Origin of the sequence: Aequorivita lipolytica (assembly GCF_007997135.1) — a bacterium.
Classification (GTDB): domain Bacteria; phylum Bacteroidota; class Bacteroidia; order Flavobacteriales; family Flavobacteriaceae; genus Aequorivita; species Aequorivita lipolytica.
In genome coordinates, this window is the sequence record NZ_VORU01000011.1 from 72,164 (window position 1) to 89,115 (window position 16,952).

18 protein-coding genes are annotated in these 16,952 nt (G+C 37.3%); 6 read left to right on the top strand and 12 right to left on the bottom strand.

All coding sequences use genetic code 11. The features are described from left to right. Position 1 precedes the first annotated feature (1 nt). From ESV24_RS12290 to ESV24_RS12335, 10 genes are all read right to left on the bottom strand, one after another. Entirely contained in the window at positions 2 to 1,273 is a 1,272-nt protein-coding gene (locus ESV24_RS12290) for a beta-ketoacyl-[acyl-carrier-protein] synthase family protein (RefSeq protein WP_111815990.1), read from the bottom strand. 82 nt (positions 1,274 to 1,355) lie between these two features. Beyond that, positions 1,356 to 1,799 (bottom strand): 3-hydroxyacyl-ACP dehydratase FabZ family protein, encoded by a 444-nt coding sequence (locus tag ESV24_RS12295; protein WP_111815989.1) that lies wholly within the window; start codon positions 1,797 to 1,799, stop codon positions 1,356 to 1,358. Between the two features lie 10 nt (positions 1,800 to 1,809). After that, positions 1,810 to 2,583, bottom strand: a complete 774-nt coding sequence (locus tag ESV24_RS12300; RefSeq protein ID WP_111815988.1) for an SDR family oxidoreductase — start codon at positions 2,581 to 2,583, stop codon at positions 1,810 to 1,812. A gap of 2 nt (positions 2,584 to 2,585) precedes the next feature. Then, positions 2,586 to 3,638 (bottom strand): type III polyketide synthase, encoded by a 1,053-nt coding sequence (locus ESV24_RS12305; protein WP_111815987.1) that lies wholly within the window; start codon positions 3,636 to 3,638, stop codon positions 2,586 to 2,588. Next, on the bottom strand, positions 3,635 to 4,354 hold the full coding sequence (locus ESV24_RS12310; RefSeq protein ID WP_111815986.1) for a methyltransferase domain-containing protein: 720 nt from the start codon (positions 4,352 to 4,354) through the stop codon (positions 3,635 to 3,637). The genes ESV24_RS12305 and ESV24_RS12310 overlap by 4 nt, the downstream gene beginning before the upstream one ends. Beyond that, on the bottom strand, positions 4,351 to 5,478 hold the full coding sequence (locus ESV24_RS12315; RefSeq protein WP_111815985.1) for an NAD(P)/FAD-dependent oxidoreductase: 1,128 nt from the start codon (positions 5,476 to 5,478) through the stop codon (positions 4,351 to 4,353). Before ESV24_RS12315 ends, ESV24_RS12310 begins: the two co-directional genes overlap by 4 nt. A 67-nt stretch (positions 5,479 to 5,545) precedes the next feature. After that, the gene (locus ESV24_RS12320; protein WP_111815984.1) at positions 5,546 to 6,253 is read right to left on the bottom strand and encodes a YiaD family glycine zipper/OmpA-like lipoprotein; all 708 of its coding nucleotides are present in this window, start codon (positions 6,251 to 6,253) and stop codon (positions 5,546 to 5,548) included. 5 nt (positions 6,254 to 6,258) lie between these two features. Continuing rightward, positions 6,259 to 6,738: a lipocalin family protein gene (locus ESV24_RS12325; RefSeq protein WP_111815983.1), complete on the bottom strand. Its 480-nt coding sequence runs from the start codon at positions 6,736 to 6,738 to the stop codon at positions 6,259 to 6,261. Positions 6,739 to 6,779: 41 nt separating this feature from the next. Beyond that, positions 6,780 to 6,941 carry a DUF1328 family protein gene (locus tag ESV24_RS12330; protein ID WP_111815982.1) on the bottom strand — a complete coding sequence of 54 codons (162 nt, stop codon included), beginning with the start codon at positions 6,939 to 6,941 and terminating at the stop codon, positions 6,780 to 6,782. A 96-nt stretch (positions 6,942 to 7,037) separates the two neighbouring features. Next, positions 7,038 to 9,047, bottom strand: a complete 2,010-nt coding sequence (locus ESV24_RS12335; protein ID WP_111815981.1) for an alpha-ketoacid dehydrogenase subunit alpha/beta — start codon at positions 9,045 to 9,047, stop codon at positions 7,038 to 7,040. Between the two features lie 121 nt (positions 9,048 to 9,168). Here ESV24_RS12335 and ESV24_RS12340 point away from each other — a divergent pair, with 121 nt between their 5' ends. The 4 genes from ESV24_RS12340 to ESV24_RS12355 all read left to right on the top strand — a co-directional run bounded on the left by ESV24_RS12340 (position 9,169) and on the right by ESV24_RS12355 (position 12,365). Further along, positions 9,169 to 10,119, top strand: coding sequence for an isopenicillin N synthase family dioxygenase (locus tag ESV24_RS12340; protein WP_111815980.1), 951 nt, complete (start codon positions 9,169 to 9,171; stop codon positions 10,117 to 10,119). Positions 10,120 to 10,165: 46 nt separating this feature from the next. Next, entirely contained in the window at positions 10,166 to 10,495 is a 330-nt protein-coding gene (locus tag ESV24_RS12345; RefSeq protein WP_111815979.1) for a translation initiation factor, read from the top strand. Between the two features lie 137 nt (positions 10,496 to 10,632). After that, positions 10,633 to 11,514, top strand: coding sequence for a nucleoside phosphorylase (locus ESV24_RS12350; protein ID WP_111815978.1), 882 nt, complete (start codon positions 10,633 to 10,635; stop codon positions 11,512 to 11,514). Further along, positions 11,511 to 12,365, top strand: coding sequence for a substrate-binding domain-containing protein (locus ESV24_RS12355; protein ID WP_111815977.1), 855 nt, complete (start codon positions 11,511 to 11,513; stop codon positions 12,363 to 12,365). The genes ESV24_RS12350 and ESV24_RS12355 overlap by 4 nt, the downstream gene beginning before the upstream one ends. 207 nt (positions 12,366 to 12,572) lie before the next feature. Here ESV24_RS12355 and ung read toward each other — a convergent pair whose 3' ends face one another. Further along, positions 12,573 to 13,238 carry a uracil-DNA glycosylase gene (gene ung / locus ESV24_RS12360; RefSeq protein WP_111815976.1) on the bottom strand — a complete coding sequence of 222 codons (666 nt, stop codon included), beginning with the start codon at positions 13,236 to 13,238 and terminating at the stop codon, positions 12,573 to 12,575. 39 nt (positions 13,239 to 13,277) lie between these two features. On the opposite strand from ung, the gene ESV24_RS12365 reads away from it, so the two are divergent. Together ESV24_RS12365 and ESV24_RS12370 are read left to right on the top strand one after the other, a co-directional pair. Then, entirely contained in the window at positions 13,278 to 15,452 is a 2,175-nt protein-coding gene (locus ESV24_RS12365) for an endonuclease MutS2 (RefSeq protein ID WP_111816107.1), read from the top strand. Positions 15,453 to 15,523: 71 nt separating this feature from the next. After that, complete coding sequence (locus ESV24_RS12370; RefSeq protein WP_111816106.1) at positions 15,524 to 15,931, top strand: thiol-disulfide oxidoreductase DCC family protein; 408 nt, start codon at positions 15,524 to 15,526, stop codon at positions 15,929 to 15,931. Between the two features lie 117 nt (positions 15,932 to 16,048). Here ESV24_RS12370 and ESV24_RS12375 read toward each other — a convergent pair whose 3' ends face one another. Beyond that, a complete protein-coding gene (locus tag ESV24_RS12375; protein WP_111815975.1) occupies positions 16,049 to 16,831 on the bottom strand; it encodes a hypothetical protein in 783 nt (260 codons plus the stop codon). Between the last annotated feature and the right edge of the window lie 121 nt (positions 16,832 to 16,952).

Consider the following 16,952-nt stretch of genomic DNA (forward strand, 5'->3'; position numbering starts at 1 on the left):
TTTAATTTTTTTTAAAGATAGCACAAGCATTTACATCACCAAAACCAAAACTTGCTTTCGCAATGATTTGCAACGATTTTTTCTGAAATTTGGTCGGAATTTTTTCCGAAGCAATCAAATAAGATATTTCGGGATGCAAGTTTTCACAATTCACGTTGGGAAAGATGAAGCCCTCGTGCAGCTGGAGAATGGCTGACACAATCTCTATACTTCCGCACGCGGCCAAACAATGGCCCACCATTCCCTTAAGCGAATTTATATAGGGAAATTCATCTCCATTTCTATTTAACGCAATACTCCAGTTTTCAATTTCATCCGGATCTTTAATGGTAGCTGTTAAATGGCCGTTTATATAGTCAATTTCTTCTCCTGTAACATCAGAATTTTTGAGCGCATCTGTAATACATTTCTGAATGGCTTTACTATTGGGCGCGCTCATACTCCCACCACCTCTTTGACCACCATTGTTAACTGCTCCGCCAAGTATTTCGGCATAAATAGTGGCTCCTCTTTCCTGCGCACTTTCCAAAGATTCAAGCAAGTAGGCTCCTGCCCCACTTCCGGGAACAAAGCCGCTAGCTTCGGCACTCATTGGGCCGGCAACTTCACCTGGCGAATCGTTGTATTTATAGGTTGTTACCTTCATTGCATCAAAACCACCCCAAATATATGGGCCAGAATCACTCGTACTACCGCAAAGCATATATTTCGCTTTCCCGTTTACAATGTGTTCGTAACCCATTAAAAGCGCTTCTGTGCCAGTTGCACAGGCAGAGGAATTTGCAGTCACCATATTTCCCGCACCAATTAATCCACCCAAATAGGCGCTCACCCCGCTCGTCATAGTTTGTGCCACAGAAGTACTGCCCAAACGGCGCACATTTTTATCGTCTATTCTGTAAATAGCTTCGCGAAATTTTTCAATGCCACTGGTTCCGGTTCCGAAGATTATTCCTAAATCCCACAATGGTTCGTCTTCGGGTTTTGCAACTTCAATTTTTGCATCTTTTAACGCATCCATTCCGGCGATTACACCGTATAAAATACCACTGCTATTGAAATTACGAAGTTGGAGATCAGAAAGATATTCACGTTTTTTTTCTTCGGAAATAATTGGCATTGCGCCCAATTGGCAGGAAAAATTTAAATCGCGTAATTCTGGAAAAAACTTAATACCTGAAATCCCTTTTTTAATGGCTTCCGAGAAAGCAGGAATTCCAACTCCATTCGGTGCAACTACTCCCAGACCAGTTATTACAACGCGTTTCTTCATTTTAAAGTTATAGAGTTTATGGGTTAAAAAGTATAGTGAGTTATATTTATAATCGGTGGTGAATTTTTTATTTCTTGGTATTTTATTGCTGATTGTTATTAATTATCATTCCGCTGATGGTTCCTTTCGCAACTATTTCATCTTTAGCGTTAAGCATTTTTACTTTACACTTCAATTTATTAAACCTAAAATATATTTTTTCTGAAATGACCTTTACCTTTTCCTCGGGAAATACAGGAATGTAAAAATCAATTTCAGTATTACTCAGTGCGAAATTTACTCTTTCTATTTGTTCTTCGTTTATAAGAAATATTCCAAAGCATACCAAGCCAATCTGTGCCATACATTCTGTTAGAATTACACCGGGTGTAACAGGATTATTTTTAAAATGACCTGCATAAAAATAGGCATCACCTTTGAAAGTATATTCTCCATTTATGCCTTCTGCCGAAATAGAAATTATCTCATCCACAAATAAAAAAGGTTCAGAATATGGAAGTTGATTTAGTATTTCTTGGCTATTCATATTTTTAATTCTATCTCAAACTTTCACCACCATCAACTTTCAGAATCGTTCCGTTTATCCAGTTGGCTTCATTTTTACAGAGTAAATAAACTACATCTGCAACATCTTCGGGATTTGTTAATCTATTAAAAGGATTTCGAAGTTTTGCCATTTCAACTAATTTTTCACTATCCGGAATTGCTGAAAAGGAGGGTGTTTCCGTAGTTCCAGCTTGTATGCAGTTAGTTGTAATTTTCAGAGGAGCTAGTTCTACGGCCATATTTCGCATCAATGCTTCCAAGACAGACTTTGCCGCAGATACGGCTCCATAACCCGGCCAAACTCTTGAATTTCCTTCACTAGTAAAAGCGATGCTGCGCGCTTTATTTGAAAAAATATCGTTTTTTACCAAAGCTTGAACCCACTCGTACCAGCTAATTGCCATCGCGTGAATGGTTATTTCTAAATCCTGTTTTGATAATTTTTCGCTCGTTGCAGCATTCATACTTTTTAAACTGCCTTTGGCTATGCTGTGAAGTAAGAGTTTTACACTGTTCTTTGAAAATTGTTCGATTACGTCATTTCTAACTTCTTCACTTAAAGCGTCCTTATTAAATGTTTTTACTGCTACACCAAAAGATTTCATCTTTATCACTTCCCCCTCAAAAGCTTCCAATTTACTTTTCCGGTCACGGTGAACGATGCATATATTCATTCCTTCGGAAGCTAATTTTTTTGCACTTGCAAGGCCCAAGCCGCTACTTCCACCAAGTATAATTGCCCACTGATTTTTGAATTCGCTCATAATTAAAACTTCAATAATACGCGCTGCGCGGAAAAGCCCGGTCCAAAACTGAGCATCAATCCCAGATCGCCCTTTGCGGGTTTTTGGTCCATAAATCTTTCCAAAACATACAGCACGGTTGCGCTGCTCATATTACCGTACAATTTAAGCACTTCTTTGGTATCATCAATGTTTTTTCCCAAACTGCCAAATAAATCCTCAACCGTTTCTACAATTTTGCGTCCGCCGGGATGAAAAATAAGATGATCGATATCTTCAATTTTTAAGTTGCTTTTCTGTAGAAATGGATGGATTATTGCCGGGAAATGCTCTGTAATTTTTTCGGGTACTGATTTGTCAAGTATCATTTGAAGTCCCGTATTTACTAATTTAAACCCCATCATATTAGTAGCATCATAAAAATGATACATCTCTTCAGCAAGAATTTCTGGCCCCATATCTTCTTCGTTTGAGGACATTAAAACACAAGCGGCACCGTCACCAAAAATAGCAGCGCTTACAATATTTACCATTGAAAAATCCTCTAGTTGAAAAGTAGCCGTGGGAGCTTCCAGCGCAATTACTGCCGCCCGTTTTCCCGGATTTGCCTTTAAAAAATTGTTTGCGTAAATAATGCCCGAGATTCCTGCAGCACAGCCCATTTCAGTAACTGGCAAACGAACTATGTCCTGCTTCATTTGCAATTCGTTAATTAAATAGGCATCTACAGATGGAATCATAATGCCCGTGCAGCTAACCGTGATAATAAAATCTATTTCGGTAGGTTTCCAGTCCACTTTATTCAGTGCTTTTTCAAGACATTGCTTTCCGAGTTTTTTGATTTCACGAATGTAAATATCATTGCGTTCCTGAAAATTGGTATTTGTAAAAACCTCAATGGGATCCATAATAGAATAGCGTTTATCCACACCCGCGCCTTCAAAAATTTTGATCACTTTTCTCTGAAATCGGCTTTCTTGGCCGTGCATCCATTGTTTTACAAACGGAATTACTTCTTCTGTATTCCGGCTGTGTTTTGGTAATTGTTTTGCTACTGTGGTTATTTTAACGCTCATATGTCTTTTTTGAGTATCCATTGGTAACGGTAAGCCCAGCGCCAGCGGATTACGCTCATTTGATTTGGTATTTTTTTTGAAATATGCTCCAGTTCACTTTTTTTAAAACCTCTGGCGATGGAAACAAGTCCGTCGTGCCTTGCGGTTTTAGTTTTCAAAAGTAGTTGGCTGGCCATCTTAAATAAATTAAATGCCTGTTTGCTTCTTTGTAAATCGTTTACAATTAAGCCAATACGTGTTTTTTGAATTAAAATTTTTAAAAGAGTTTCAATCTTTTCATTGTTGAAATGATGTAAAACTAGCGTACACAGTGCAATATCGCAATTAGGAATTAGATTTTCGTCTAAAAAAATATCAACTTTTTGGAATTTAATATTTGGATAATTACTACTCTTTTCTTCTGCAAACTTTAGAATATTCCCATTGAAATCCAATCCAATCAATTCAAAATTATAATTCTTTCGTTTTCCAAAATCTGCACATTTCCGCAGTAACTCGCCATCGCCGCAGCCAATATCCAGAATGATAATTTTTTCAGTTTTGGAATGATCTTGCATCAATTTTTCAATTCCGTCAATAGTTATGGCATTTCCTCCCAACCATTTGTTCACAATTTTTAAATCACGCAAAAGATCTTTCATTTCAGCCCCTTGGAAATTCAGATCATCCATTATTTCTGGCTGTTTCGATCTATGTTTGTTGCTGAAGGTAATCATAAGGTTGAGCTTCCATGGGTTCTTTTAATAATATGCGGCACAAGCGATGGGATCATTCTCATTGTCGCAAATCCTACTTTTGATGCGCCGGGGTGCATTAAAATCTTTTGAATGAATCTTCCTGTTTTCAATCTGCCTTCAAATTCATTTAGCCAATGTTTGGTATAATTTTTTTCTAAGGTAGCGCGAATAAAATTATCTCTCTGGAAAGATTCAAGAAACAATTCAGAAAAGATTTGGGCACTTTTTATGGCCATAGCCATGCCGTTGCCGCACAATGGGTGGATGAGCCCGGCACTATCGCCAACCATAAAAATATGATTTTCTACAGGTTGTTTCTTATGAAATGATATCTGACTGATAGTCAAAGGTTTTTTAGAAACAGCTTCTGCTTTACTGAAAAAATTATTTAAAAATGGATTTTGCGAAAGCACTTTTTCTTGAAAGGAATCGATATCCCCATACTTTTTGAAAGACTTGAAAGTCGCCAAATAGCAAGCATTTACTGTATTTTTTTCGGTTTTACTTAAGCCACAATAACCACCTTCAAAATTGTGCAATGCAACCGTATCTTCAGGAAAATCATAATTATAATGGGCTTTCACAGCTAACCATGACGATTTTTCCTTCATAAACTTACGGTTCAGAAATGAATCGATATTTGATCGTTTTCCGAAAGCTCCCACAACAAATTCTGATAAGAAGGAATCTTTGGCTTGTGTTGTAACTGAGAACTGATTTTCTTGAAAAATTATTTTTTCAACGGTATCAAAAACTATGTGTACTTTATTTTTGACTGCATTATAGATAAGTTGATCAAACGCATAACGACTAATCCCAAAACCGCCTAAGGGTAAATTGGCGTTTATTGGATTGCCTTTAATGTCTGTGATTTTGAATTTCGAGATATTTTTTGCGCCTACTGAAAAGGGATCAATGTTTAAAGATTGTAAATACGGTAACACTTCGTTGCTCACATATTCTCCACAAACCTTGTGGTTGGGGTATTCGTTTTTTTCAATTAAACAGACTGAAACATCTTTTTTGGCAAGGTGAAGGGCAGTGGTAAGACCAGCGAGTCCGCCACCAACTATTATTATATCCCACTTGCGTTTATTGGTCATTTTTCACTTAAAGGTAAAAAAAATCCCGTCCAAAGATGGCACGGGATTTATAAAATTAGTTCAGCAATTATTCGCCAGCTTCTCTTTGGGCGTCTTTTTTCATCTTCTCATTTGGAATGATGGCAAGATTTACGCGACGATTCTTAGCGCGACCTGCAGCAGTTGTATTGTCTGCTACTGGTGCGGTTTCACCATACCAATTAGTTGTAAACCTTCCAGAGCTTAGGCCTTTACTTTGCACAAAATAATCAGTAACTGATTGCGCCCTATTTTTTGAAAGGGTCATGTTCATCTCATCCGCACCCACACTATCGGTGTGACCTACCACAAGAACGTTAGTATCTGGATACTCTTTTAAAACATTTGCTAATTTATCAAGCATAGTTTGAGATGAAGGGTTAACATTGTATTTGGCAGTGTCAAAATAAACACCACTATTCTCATCAAACGTTACAACAATACCATCATCTACACGCTCTACTTGAGCTCCAGGAATTTCCTGTTCAATCTTTTGGGCTTGTTTGTCCATTTTATTTCCGATAAGAACGCCGGCTCCACCACCTACTACGCCTCCTATTACTGCACCTAGCTCACCATTTCCACCTTTGCCAATATTGTTTCCAAGTATAGCGCCCAGTACGGCTCCTCCAGTGGCACCAATTACGGCGCCTTTTTGTTTATTGTTTGCATTTCTAGTGGCCTCACAGCTACCTAAACTTATAACCAGCGTGAATGCTAATGCAATTAGTGTGATTTGTTTAAAAAATTTATTCATAATATTTAGTCTTGAATTTTAGAAAAGTTCATGTTTATTTTGAAAGGTTTACCGTCCAAATTTACGGTTTGTTCCCAACGCATTGAGGATTCGTTAAGCTGCGCTAAACGCAACCTATAACCAGCGTTGGTGTCTGATTTACCTTTAGCATTCGTTGGTTTTAAAAGGAAATCATAAAGTCCTGAGGTAGGATCCAATTCTTGAATTGTAAAGATGAAATCCCGCTGACCTGTTGGACAGTTGGAATTATCTATCGTGTAGTTTCCGCTATTATTGTTAGGGATGAATCTCCAATCGCTACCTTCCATGCACTCCACCGAAGTATCGTTGAATAATGTAACGTTGAACGTTCCGGAAGAGTCATAGGAAATATTGTCCAATGACCAATATCCTTTAATAACTTTTCGGGATTCTTGAACGGTCTTTGGAGTTCCGCAAGCAAATGTGGTAGCTGCAATAACAGCCAAAATGAGGAATTTTTTCATAAAATTAATGTGTGTTAAAAAAATTAAGTGTTAGATAAATTTTATCTTTTGAATAATCTAGAAAGTAATGATAGTACAAGAAGCACTAAGAAAATCCAGAAAATAATCATTGCGATATCAGTTGCACCTTCAGCGATGCCCCCGAATCCAAAAATTGCTGCAATGATTGCAATTACTAAGAAAATAATAATCCAGCGTATCATAATTTAAGTGTTAATGATTAGTATGAGACCAAAGTAAACAACAATTTTAACATTTGGATTTTCTTTATCTAAAGTTTAACAACGAATGTTAAATTATCAGTAAGACAGTAATTCTAATAGGATTTCTTTGAATTTATGCTTAGGAAGATAGGCAGATTCTAAATTTGCAGCAAAAGGAACGGGTGTTACCAAACTAGCAACCCGCTTTACAGGAGCGTCCAGATATTCAAAACAGTTTTCCATTATCAATGCTGAAATATCTGAGGCTATCCCGCCAAACATAGAGTCTTCTTGAAGGATAATCACTTTTCCTGTTTTCTCAACAGATTTGTATATAGCTTCTGTATCCAATGGTACCAAAGTTCGCAGATCAATTAAGTCTGCACTTATTTCAGAGTTCTGTTCTAAAGTTTCCAACGCCCAATGTACGCCTGCGCCGTAAGTTATTATGGTAACATCCTTCCCTTCTTTTGAAAGAGAAGCTTTTCCCAAAGGAAGGGTGTAATAATCAGTCGGCACATCTTGACGAATACTTCTATATAAAGCCTTATGTTCAAAAAACATTATTGGGTTTGGATCTTCAATACTTGTAGCAAGTAATCCTTTGGCATCATACGGAAATGCTGGGTAAACCACTTTTAATCCCGGCGTATGCGTAAACCAAGCTTCATTGGTCTGGCTATGAAAAGGTCCTGCTCCCACTCCTGCACCACAGGGCATCCGTACAACCACGTCTGCTTTTTCACTCCAGCGGTAATGGCTTTTTGCAAGATGATTAATGATTGGATTGAAGCCCGAAGTAACAAAATCTGCAAACTGCATTTCCACTACAGCCTTGAATCCATTAATAGAAAGTCCCATCGCTGCAGAGACTATTGCAGACTCACAAATAGGCGTATTTCGAACACGATCTTTACCAAATTGCTCCACAAATCCTTCGGTTATTTTAAATACCCCGCCGTATTCCGCAACATCCTGCCCCATTATCACAAGGTTGTCGTGACGCTCCATTGATTGTTTCAGGCCTTGAGAAATTGCATCGATTAATCGAATATTCTCTGTTTCTAAATTTTCTTTAACTTCTTGATATACAAACTCTTTGTAAACATCATTTAATTCAATAGCTTCAGTAGATTCTATTTTTGGTTCGGAAAAAGCGATATCCAGATTCTCATCTATTTCATGCTTAAACTCATCTTTAAACTCCTGTATTTTCTCTTCCGAAAGAATTCCTTCATTTAGCAAATAGCTTTCGTAATTTAATAATGGATCGCGCAGACCCCATTCGTCAATCAAATCTGTTGGAACATATTTTGTACCGCTCGCCTCTTCGTGGCCGCGAATTCTGAAGGTTTTAAATTCCAAAAGTATTGGTCTCGGATTTTCCCGCACACTTTCTACCAGACTTTTCAGTTTTGTATAAACTTTCAAAATATCATTTCCTTCAATAATATGCGACTCCATGCCGTAGCCTTTGCCGCGGTCAGCAAGATTTTCACAGTTGTATTGCTCGTTTGTGGGCGTTGAAAGTCCGTATCCATTATTTTCAATACAAAAAAGAACTGGAAGTTGCCAAACAGAAGCAACGTTCAATGCTTCATGAATATCACCTTCGCTGGTCCCGCCTTCGCCTGTAAAAACCGCGCAGACTTTATTATTATTTTTTAATTTGTTTGCCAATGCAATTCCATCGGCAACGCCAAATTGTGGCCCCAAATGAGAAATCATCCCAATAATATGGAATTCCTGCGTTCCAAAGTGAAAACTTCTATCACGACCTTTTGTAAAACCGTTTGCTTTTCCCTGCCATTGCGAAAACAATCTGTGAAGCGGAATATCTCGCATGGTGAAAACAGCTAGGTTTCTGTGCATCGGCAAAATGTACTCATCTTTGTCCAAAACCGCCGTAATACCTACGGAAATTGCTTCCTGCCCTATTCCGCTGAACCATTTTGAAACCTTTCCCTGACGCAGAAGAATGAGCATTTTTTCTTCTATCATCCGTGGCTTCAGCATTCCAAGGTAAAGTTTCAGCAAGGTTTCATTGTCAAGATCCTTTCGGTTATAATCGAAGAAAATATATGGGGTTGTTTCTGGTTTCATCATTAGTAATTAGAAGATTCAAAAGTAGAAAAAAACCTATTGCCACAAGGATTATTAAAGCAAATTTTAACGTGGAAAAAACTTTTACTATTTGGTATCTTTGTAAGCTCAAAATTATTTTGCTATGAAAAATATACCCAGTGTAGATTTGGCCGATTTCCTTTCCGAAGACCCAAAAAGGAAGCAAAAATTTGTAAATGAAATTGGTTCAGCTTATGAGGATATAGGCTTTGTTTCACTTAAAAACCACTTCCTCAGTGATGATTTGGTGGATGAGCTTTATAAAGAAGTGAAAAGCTTTTTTGCGCTTCCGGTTGAGGTAAAGGAAAAATATGAAATTGAAGGTCTTGGCGGACAACGCGGTTATATTTCCTTCGGAAAAGAGCACGCCAAAGGCAAGAAGGAAGGCGATTTGAAAGAGTTTTGGCACTTTGGACAAGAAGCTGTTGCAGATGCTAATCTTTCGGAAGAATATCCGAAAAACGTTCAAGTTAAAGAATTGCTCGATTTTAACCACACCGGGATGGAAGCATACCGAATGCTTGAAAAAACTGGAATTTACGTGCTTCGGGCTTTATCATTATATATAGGTCTGGATGAATTTTATTTTGACCATTGGGCAACGAATGGCAACAGCATTCTTCGCCCAATCCACTATCCACCTATTACTGAAGAGCCCAAAGGCGCGGTGCGTGCGGGAGCTCACGGTGATATAAATTTAATCACTTTGTTAATGGGTGCCTCTGCTGGCGGTCTTCAAGTTTTGCGAAAAGATGGCGAATGGATTGACGCAATTCCAAACGAGGACGAATTGGTTATAAATGTGGGTGATATGCTTGAACGCCACACAAATGATAAATTGCGATCAACTATTCACCGTGTCGTAAATCCGCCCCGCGAAGAATGGAGCAGTCCAAGATATTCAATCCCTTTCTTTATGCACCCGCGGAGCGATATGAAATTGAATTGTTTGGAGGAATGTATTGACGAGCAAAATCCAAAAGCTTACGAAGATATTACCGCCGGAGACTTTCTACACCAACGCTTGGTGGAGATTGGATTGATAAAAAAATAAGCACTTGTCACAGGCAGTTCGTAGATGAACCTGAAAACTAAAAACATTGAAATCTTTAGAAGACCAATTAAAAAACCTTTTCCCCGATCACGAACCAAAAGATGTTCCCGAAACAAAGGAAGATACTGCGCTTTGGATGCAGGATGACCCATTGATTTGCAAATATGAAAAACGGAAGGGCAAACCAATTACAATTATTGAAGGCTACAATGGGGCAGATAGTGATTTCAAGATTCTTGCAAAGGAATTGAAACAATTATTGAGCGTTGGCGGAAGTTTTAAAAACGAACAAATAATCATTCAGGGAGATTACCGCGATAAGATTATGCAGTTTTTAAAGAACAAAGGATTTAAGGTGAAACGTGTTGGGGGGTGAAAATAGTTGCAGTGTTCAGTGTTCAATGTTGAAAAAAACTTTGCGACTTGGCGACTTTGCGAGAGAAAATATTTCAATTCATAAAATTCTTAAAAAAGATTTTTTTGACTTTTAATCTCATTAACTAAAAAACAAACTTGAAACAAGAAACTATAAAACCCAGCGAATTAATACTAACCCCAGAAGGTAAAATCTATCATTTAGACCTTGCTCCTTCTCAGTTGGCAACAACTATCATTACCGTTGGAGATCCAGATCGCGTTGCAGAAGTTTCAAAATATTTTGACACTATTGAAACTACTGCTCAACATCGAGAGTTCAAAACCCACACAGGAACTTATAAGGGAAAACGCATAAGTGTTATTTCAACAGGAATTGGCCCAGATAATATTGATATTGTTTTCAACGAGCTTGATGCTTTGGTTAATATAGATTTTGAAAAACGCCAGGTGAAAAAAAAGTTGACATCTCTTGATATTATTAGGATTGGAACTTCAGGCGGATTAACTCCCGAAGTTGAAATTGATAGCTTTTTAATAAGCGCTATAGGAATAGGCTTAGATAACGTGATGCATTATTATGACCAAACAGATAAAATTTTCAACCGTGATTTTGCACAATCCTTTATAGACCACACTCAATGGAATCCCAACAATTCTGTGCCCTACGCCGTGGAAGCTGATAAAGCTTTATTTAAGAAATTCTCTTCGGAAAAAACATATTCTGGTATAACGATTACCAACGTTGGCTTTTATGGACCACAAGGTCGAGTGCTTCGCGCAAAATTGAAGGATGCAAATCTCAATGAAAAGCTTACTTCCTTTCGATATAAAAAGAAAAAAATAACCAACCTAGAAATGGAAACTGCCACAATGTATGGAATGGCTAAATTGCTTGGGCATCGCGCAGTTTCAATGAATGCAATTATTGCAAACCGTGCCTCTGGAAGTTTCAGCAAAGACGCATCAAAAACCATCGAGGCGCTTATTCAATATACTTTAGGAAAAATTACAGAATGAAAAACTTTTTAATTGGCGGAGTGCCGGAACATTTTAATCTTCCGTGGTATATCGCGCTTCGCGATAAGAAATTTAATGAAAAAGGAATCAACCTGCGTTGGAAGGATTACGCTGGTGGAACAGGCCAAATGTGCAGCGCTCTCCGCGAAAAGGAAATTGATATGGCGGTAATCCTCACCGAAGGAATGGTGCGCGATATTATTAATGGCAACGAAAGCAAAATTATTCAGGTTTTTGTAAAATCCCCTCTTCTTTGGGGAATTCACGTGGCTGCGAATTCTGATTATGAAACTGTTTCTGACTTAAAAGGAACAGAAGCTGCGATTAGTCGTTACGGTTCCGGTTCGCATTTAATGGCTTTCGTGAATGCTGAAAATCTTGCTTGGGATTTAAAAAACGATTTGAATTTTAAAGTAATAAAAGATTTAGATGGTGCTTTAGAAGGTCTTCCCAAAGGAAACGGCGATTATTTTATGTGGGAAAAATTTATGACCAAACCTCACGTTGACAATGGCACGTTCCGTTTGATAGGCGAATCTCCTTCGCCGTGGCCTAGCTTTGTTATCGCTGTTCGAAATGATGTTTTGGAAAATGAGGCCGAAAGTGTAAAATCTATTTTGGAAGTCATAAACTCAGTGACTGAAAATTTTAATACACATCCAAGTATTGATGAGTTGATTGCCAAACGATACGGTCAAAAAATTGAAGATGTACGTGAATGGCTATCGTTAACAGAATGGAGTGACCGCCAATTGACTTCAAAAGAGCTGGAAAATATTCAGCAAAAACTGTTAGAACTGGATTTGATTAAAGATAAAATTCAGGAAAACAACATCTTACAAAATTTCTAAAAAAAATCTTAATATTTACGCAACCCGAAAGTAGAACTTGCATCTTATTGATATAAAATCATTAATTATGACTACTTTTTTAATCGTTTTGGGGGCGTTGTTAGTCACAAATTTTTTGTTATTGCAATTTAGCTGCAATGACGCCACCGAATCAGAAGTACCCGAAGAAGAATAAGAAATATCCCCATTTCTTTTCTTTCACTCAAATTACCATTCAATTGGTTTTTCTCCCTTTTCCTTTAAATATTCATTTGTTTTACTGAAGTGTTTGTTTCCAAACCAATAGCCTCTATTTGCTGCCAATGGCGAAGGATGGCCGCTTGTTAATACCAAATGTTTTGAAGTATCCACTTTTGCTCCCTTCTTTTTCGCGGGTCCTCCCCACAGCATAAAAACCAATCCGTCTCTTTTTTCTGAAAGCTTTTCAATCACGGCATCCGTGAATTTTCCCCAACCTTTATTTTGATGGCTTCCGGCCTGGTGGGCACGAACAGTTAGCGTTGCATTCAAAAGTAAGATACCTTGGTCCGCCCAACGTTCTAAGTTTCCATTTTGTGGAATTGGCGAGCCAATGTCGGTTCTTATTTCTTCAAAAATATTTTTCAGGGAAGGTGGAACAGCAACATTTTCGCCAACAGAAAAACAAAGACCGTGCGCCTGTCCTGGGCCGTGATATGGGTCCTGCCCTATTATTACAACTTTCACTTCGTCAAATGGCGTATGGTTGAAAGCTGAAAAAATCTCCTTTCCCGGGGGAAAACATTTTGTGGAAGTATATTCTGATTTCACAAATTCAGCCAAATCAATAAAATATGGTTTTTCGAATTCTTCCTTTAAAATCGCCTTCCATCCGGGCTCGATTGTTACCTGCATTATTCTTACTTTTGTATGATTGCTGAAAAAGTAAAATTAATGGAAATAAAACGGAAAGCCCGTATAGACAGTAAAACTTTAGAAGACCTTGAATTTCCCGCGGTACTGCGGCAGGTCTCGGAATTTTGCGTAACCGGACCCGGACGAGAGCAAGTTTTGGCTATTGCACCTTTTCAAGATTTCACTGAAATTGAACCCGAATTGCAACGCGTTAAGGAATTTACGGCGTCGTTTGACGGTGATAACCGTATTCCAAACCACGGTTTTGACCCTATCTTTAGAGAGTTACGATTGCTTGATATTGAAAACAGTTCGATTGAAATTTCAGGCTTTCGAAAAATCCTTTCCATTTCTGAAACAACTCGAATTCTGTTGAAATTCTTCGAGAAATTTGAAGAGTTTTATGTTCGCTTAAATTCTTTTTCGGAAGCTGTGAATTACACATCAAACATTTCCGAAGAAATAAATAAGCGCCTTGACAAATACGGTGAAATAAAGGACGAGGCTTCAAACGAACTTGGTGCAATTCGCAGAAGGTTGAATGTGGTGAAAGGAAAAATAAATTCATCTTTTGCAAAGGCACTTTCACAATATTCACAAAATGATTATTTAGATGAAATACGTGAGTCTGTTGTTGAGAACAGAAGAGTGCTTGCCGTTAAGGCCATGCACCGCAGAAAAGTAAAAGGAGCCGTGTTGGGCAGTTCAAAAACTGGAAGCATTGTTTATATAGAACCTCAAGAAACCCTTGAATATGCTAATGAACTTAGTAATTTAATTTATGAGGAAGTTGAAGAAATAAAACGAATTTTAAAAGCATTGACGGAATATGTCCGTCCGTACGCAGCACTTTTAGCGAGCTATCAGGAATATTTAACTGTTATGGACGTGCTTTATGCCAAAGCAAAATATGCTATTAAAATTAACGGCGTTTTGCCTATTCTCAGTTCAGAAAAAAAGATATCGCTTCAAAAAGCATTTCATCCTTTATTACTCGTTTCAAACAACAAGCGAAAAGAAAAAACATTTCCGCAGAGCATTGAACTTTTACCCGATAAAAGGATTATCGTAATTTCAGGACCAAATGCTGGCGGTAAAAGTATTACGTTAAAAACCGTTGGTCTTTTACAAGTAATGTTGCAAAGCGGAATGTTAATTTCTGCAGAACCGCAAAGTGAAATGTGTTTTTTCAAAAGAATTCTGACAGATATTGGCGATAACCAATCCATTGAAAACCATTTAAGCACCTATAGTTACCGTTTAAAAAAGATGAATCATTTCCTAAAAAAATGTAATAAAAACACACTTTTTTTGATTGATGAATTTGGAACAGGAAGCGATCCCGAATTAGGTGGTGCATTAGCAGAAGCCTTTTTGGAAGTTTTTTATGAGCGGGATGCTTTCGGCATAATCACTACGCATTACACAAACTTGAAATTGTTGGCTAATGAATTGCCACACGCCATAAATGCGAATATGCAGTTTGACAATAAGTCTTTGGAACCCTTGTATTTATTGCATTTAGGCGAAGCCGGAAGCAGTTATACTTTTGAAGTTGCCCAGAAAAACGGTATTCCGTACAGTCTCATTAACAAAGCAAAAAAGAAAATTGAACGTGGCAAAGTACGTTTTGATAAAACTATAGCCAATCTTCAAAAGGAACGTTCCAACCTTCGGAAAACGTCAGAATCTTTAAAAAATGAAGAGCAAAAAGCTAGGGTTGAAGGCAAGCAATTGGAAGAAGTAAATGCACGGGTTCAAGAAAAATTGGAGAGGTATCAGGAATTGTTTGACGCTAACCAGAAGCTTATAAGTTTGGGTAAAAAGGTGGATGTACTTTCAGAAAAATATTTCAATAACAAGCAAAAAAAACAACTTATGGATGAGTTGATGCGGCTTGTTATGATTGAAAACAGCAAGCGCAAAAAGATTGCCCCAAAAGTGAAAAAGGAAGTAAAAGCCAAAGAGCAAAAGGTAATAAAAGAAGTAGCGCAAAAGGTAGAAGTAATTCGTGAACGCAAAAAGGAAGAGAAAGAAAAAGCAAAAAAACTGCCACCGCCAAAACCGAAAGTTACACTAAAAATTGGCGACAGAGTGCGAATGATAGACGGAAAAGCCATTGGAACCATTGATACTATTGAAAAGAATAAAGCTTTTGTAAATTATGGAATGTTCAAGACGAATGTTAGTTTGACGGAGCTGGAGAAAGTTTAAAAGGAGTTGCAGTTTTCAGTGGCAGTTATAAGTATGACTTAATATTGCTACTGCCTCCACAAATTATAATTATGAATAAAATTGAAAATCACAAAATAATTCTCTTTGACGGTGTTTGCAATCTTTGCAACAGCTCGATCAATTTTGTTATTAAGCACGATAAAAAAAACGTCTTCAAGTTTGCTGCGCTTCAAAGTGAGGTTGGCTTAGAGCTTATTTCAAAATTTAAAATTGATACTTCAAAATTAGATTCTATAATTTTGATTGATGGAGATAAGTATTACGAAAAATCTTCTGCAGCACTTTATATTGCCAAAAAGCTTTCCGGCGGGTATCCCCTACTTTTTGGGTTTATCATTCTCCCAAAATTTATTCGAAATTCTGTTTACGATTATGTTGCCCGCAACCGTTACAAATGGTTTGGAAAAAAGGAAAGTTGTATGATTCCAACTGCGGAATTGAAGGGGAAGTTTTTGTGAAATATTTATTTATAAACTTTTCTTAATTTTCAAATGATTTAACCTTTGATATATTGAATGTAATTATTCATAGTTAGATTTAATTGATATTCAATGTCAGCGTAAATTAGATTTGCATTATTGTCCATAAACCATAAAGCTATCAAATCCAGCATAATCTAAATCACCATTTTGATTTATTCCTAATGTTAAACGCACATCCGCAACTCCTATTGGAACGTTGATGATAATCGTTCCTGCTTCACTGTAATCTCCATTACCATTAATTAAATTCACAATTCCCTGACCAACATTGTCAAAAAATACTTCATATTGAACATCGTCTCCATTGTCAAACCTATAGATATCATAATCAAAAGCCACTCTGGCATTAGTGAGTGCTAAAACATTCACATTATTAAATTGTATTTCATGGAAAAAATTACCACCACCATTAGGGTTGTCTAAATCCCGACATCCCAAAAAATTCCCTGATACATTACTAATGTTCGGAAGGCTAGAAACAATATCCCAAATATCCGCACCAACATTATAAAATGCTGGATCTACATTATATGACCAAGAAGTATTTGCATCAAAATCCTGAACAGCTGCAAATGTTATATTTGCTGTAAAACAATAAACATTCTCCCAAGCTACTCCATTCCATATTTGCAAACAGTTGGTGCTTTGAACAAATACTAGCAAACCGGTATCAGAAACATTTGGGTTTATTGCGTCCCGAGCGTTAACATTTGGCACTCGCGGTGGCATAAACCCCTTATAAGTTGCACCACCATCAGAAGTGCTACTAACCTCAAGCATAGAAGAAGGTGACGGATTAGTTGTGCCAATTCCAACTTGGCAATAAAAATTTGTTGCAATAAATGCAAGCGCGAAGAATAAAAGTAATTTTTTCATAACTATGAGATTTACATAGCTAAGAAGTTAAAATTCAGAAATATAGATTGGGTCTATTTTTCTGGGGAGAAATCTAATTTAGATAAATTAAAATTATTTTCCAAAAAAAATTCTGAAATAA

Bases quoted from the DNA above. Each gene is read 5' to 3' on its own strand.
- ESV24_RS12375 (WP_111815975.1), bottom strand. From the start codon at position 16,831: ATGAAAAAATTACTTTTATTCTTCGCGCTTGCATTTATTGCAACAAAT.
- ESV24_RS12315 (WP_111815985.1), bottom strand. From the start codon at position 5,478: ATGACCAATAAACGCAAGTGGGATATAATAATAGTTGGTGGCGGACTC.
- ESV24_RS12370 (WP_111816106.1), top strand. From the start codon at position 15,524: ATGAATAAAATTGAAAATCACAAAATAATTCTCTTTGACGGTGTTTGC.
- ESV24_RS12365 (WP_111816107.1), top strand. From the start codon at position 13,278: ATGGAAATAAAACGGAAAGCCCGTATAGACAGTAAAACTTTAGAAGAC.
- ESV24_RS12335 (WP_111815981.1), bottom strand. From the start codon at position 9,047: ATGATGAAACCAGAAACAACCCCATATATTTTCTTCGATTATAACCGA.
- ESV24_RS12290 (WP_111815990.1), bottom strand. From the start codon at position 1,273: ATGAAGAAACGCGTTGTAATAACTGGTCTGGGAGTAGTTGCACCGAAT.
- ESV24_RS12320 (WP_111815984.1), bottom strand. From the start codon at position 6,253: ATGAATAAATTTTTTAAACAAATCACACTAATTGCATTAGCATTCACG.
- ESV24_RS12305 (WP_111815987.1), bottom strand. From the start codon at position 3,638: ATGAGCGTTAAAATAACCACAGTAGCAAAACAATTACCAAAACACAGC.
- ESV24_RS12355 (WP_111815977.1), top strand. From the start codon at position 11,511: ATGAAAAACTTTTTAATTGGCGGAGTGCCGGAACATTTTAATCTTCCG.
- ESV24_RS12310 (WP_111815986.1), bottom strand. From the start codon at position 4,354: ATGATTACCTTCAGCAACAAACATAGATCGAAACAGCCAGAAATAATG.
- ung (WP_111815976.1), bottom strand. From the start codon at position 13,238: ATGCAGGTAACAATCGAGCCCGGATGGAAGGCGATTTTAAAGGAAGAA.
- ESV24_RS12330 (WP_111815982.1), bottom strand. From the start codon at position 6,941: ATGATACGCTGGATTATTATTTTCTTAGTAATTGCAATCATTGCAGCA.
- ESV24_RS12340 (WP_111815980.1), top strand. From the start codon at position 9,169: ATGAAAAATATACCCAGTGTAGATTTGGCCGATTTCCTTTCCGAAGAC.
- ESV24_RS12325 (WP_111815983.1), bottom strand. From the start codon at position 6,738: ATGAAAAAATTCCTCATTTTGGCTGTTATTGCAGCTACCACATTTGCT.
- ESV24_RS12295 (WP_111815989.1), bottom strand. From the start codon at position 1,799: ATGAATAGCCAAGAAATACTAAATCAACTTCCATATTCTGAACCTTTT.
- ESV24_RS12300 (WP_111815988.1), bottom strand. From the start codon at position 2,583: ATGAGCGAATTCAAAAATCAGTGGGCAATTATACTTGGTGGAAGTAGC.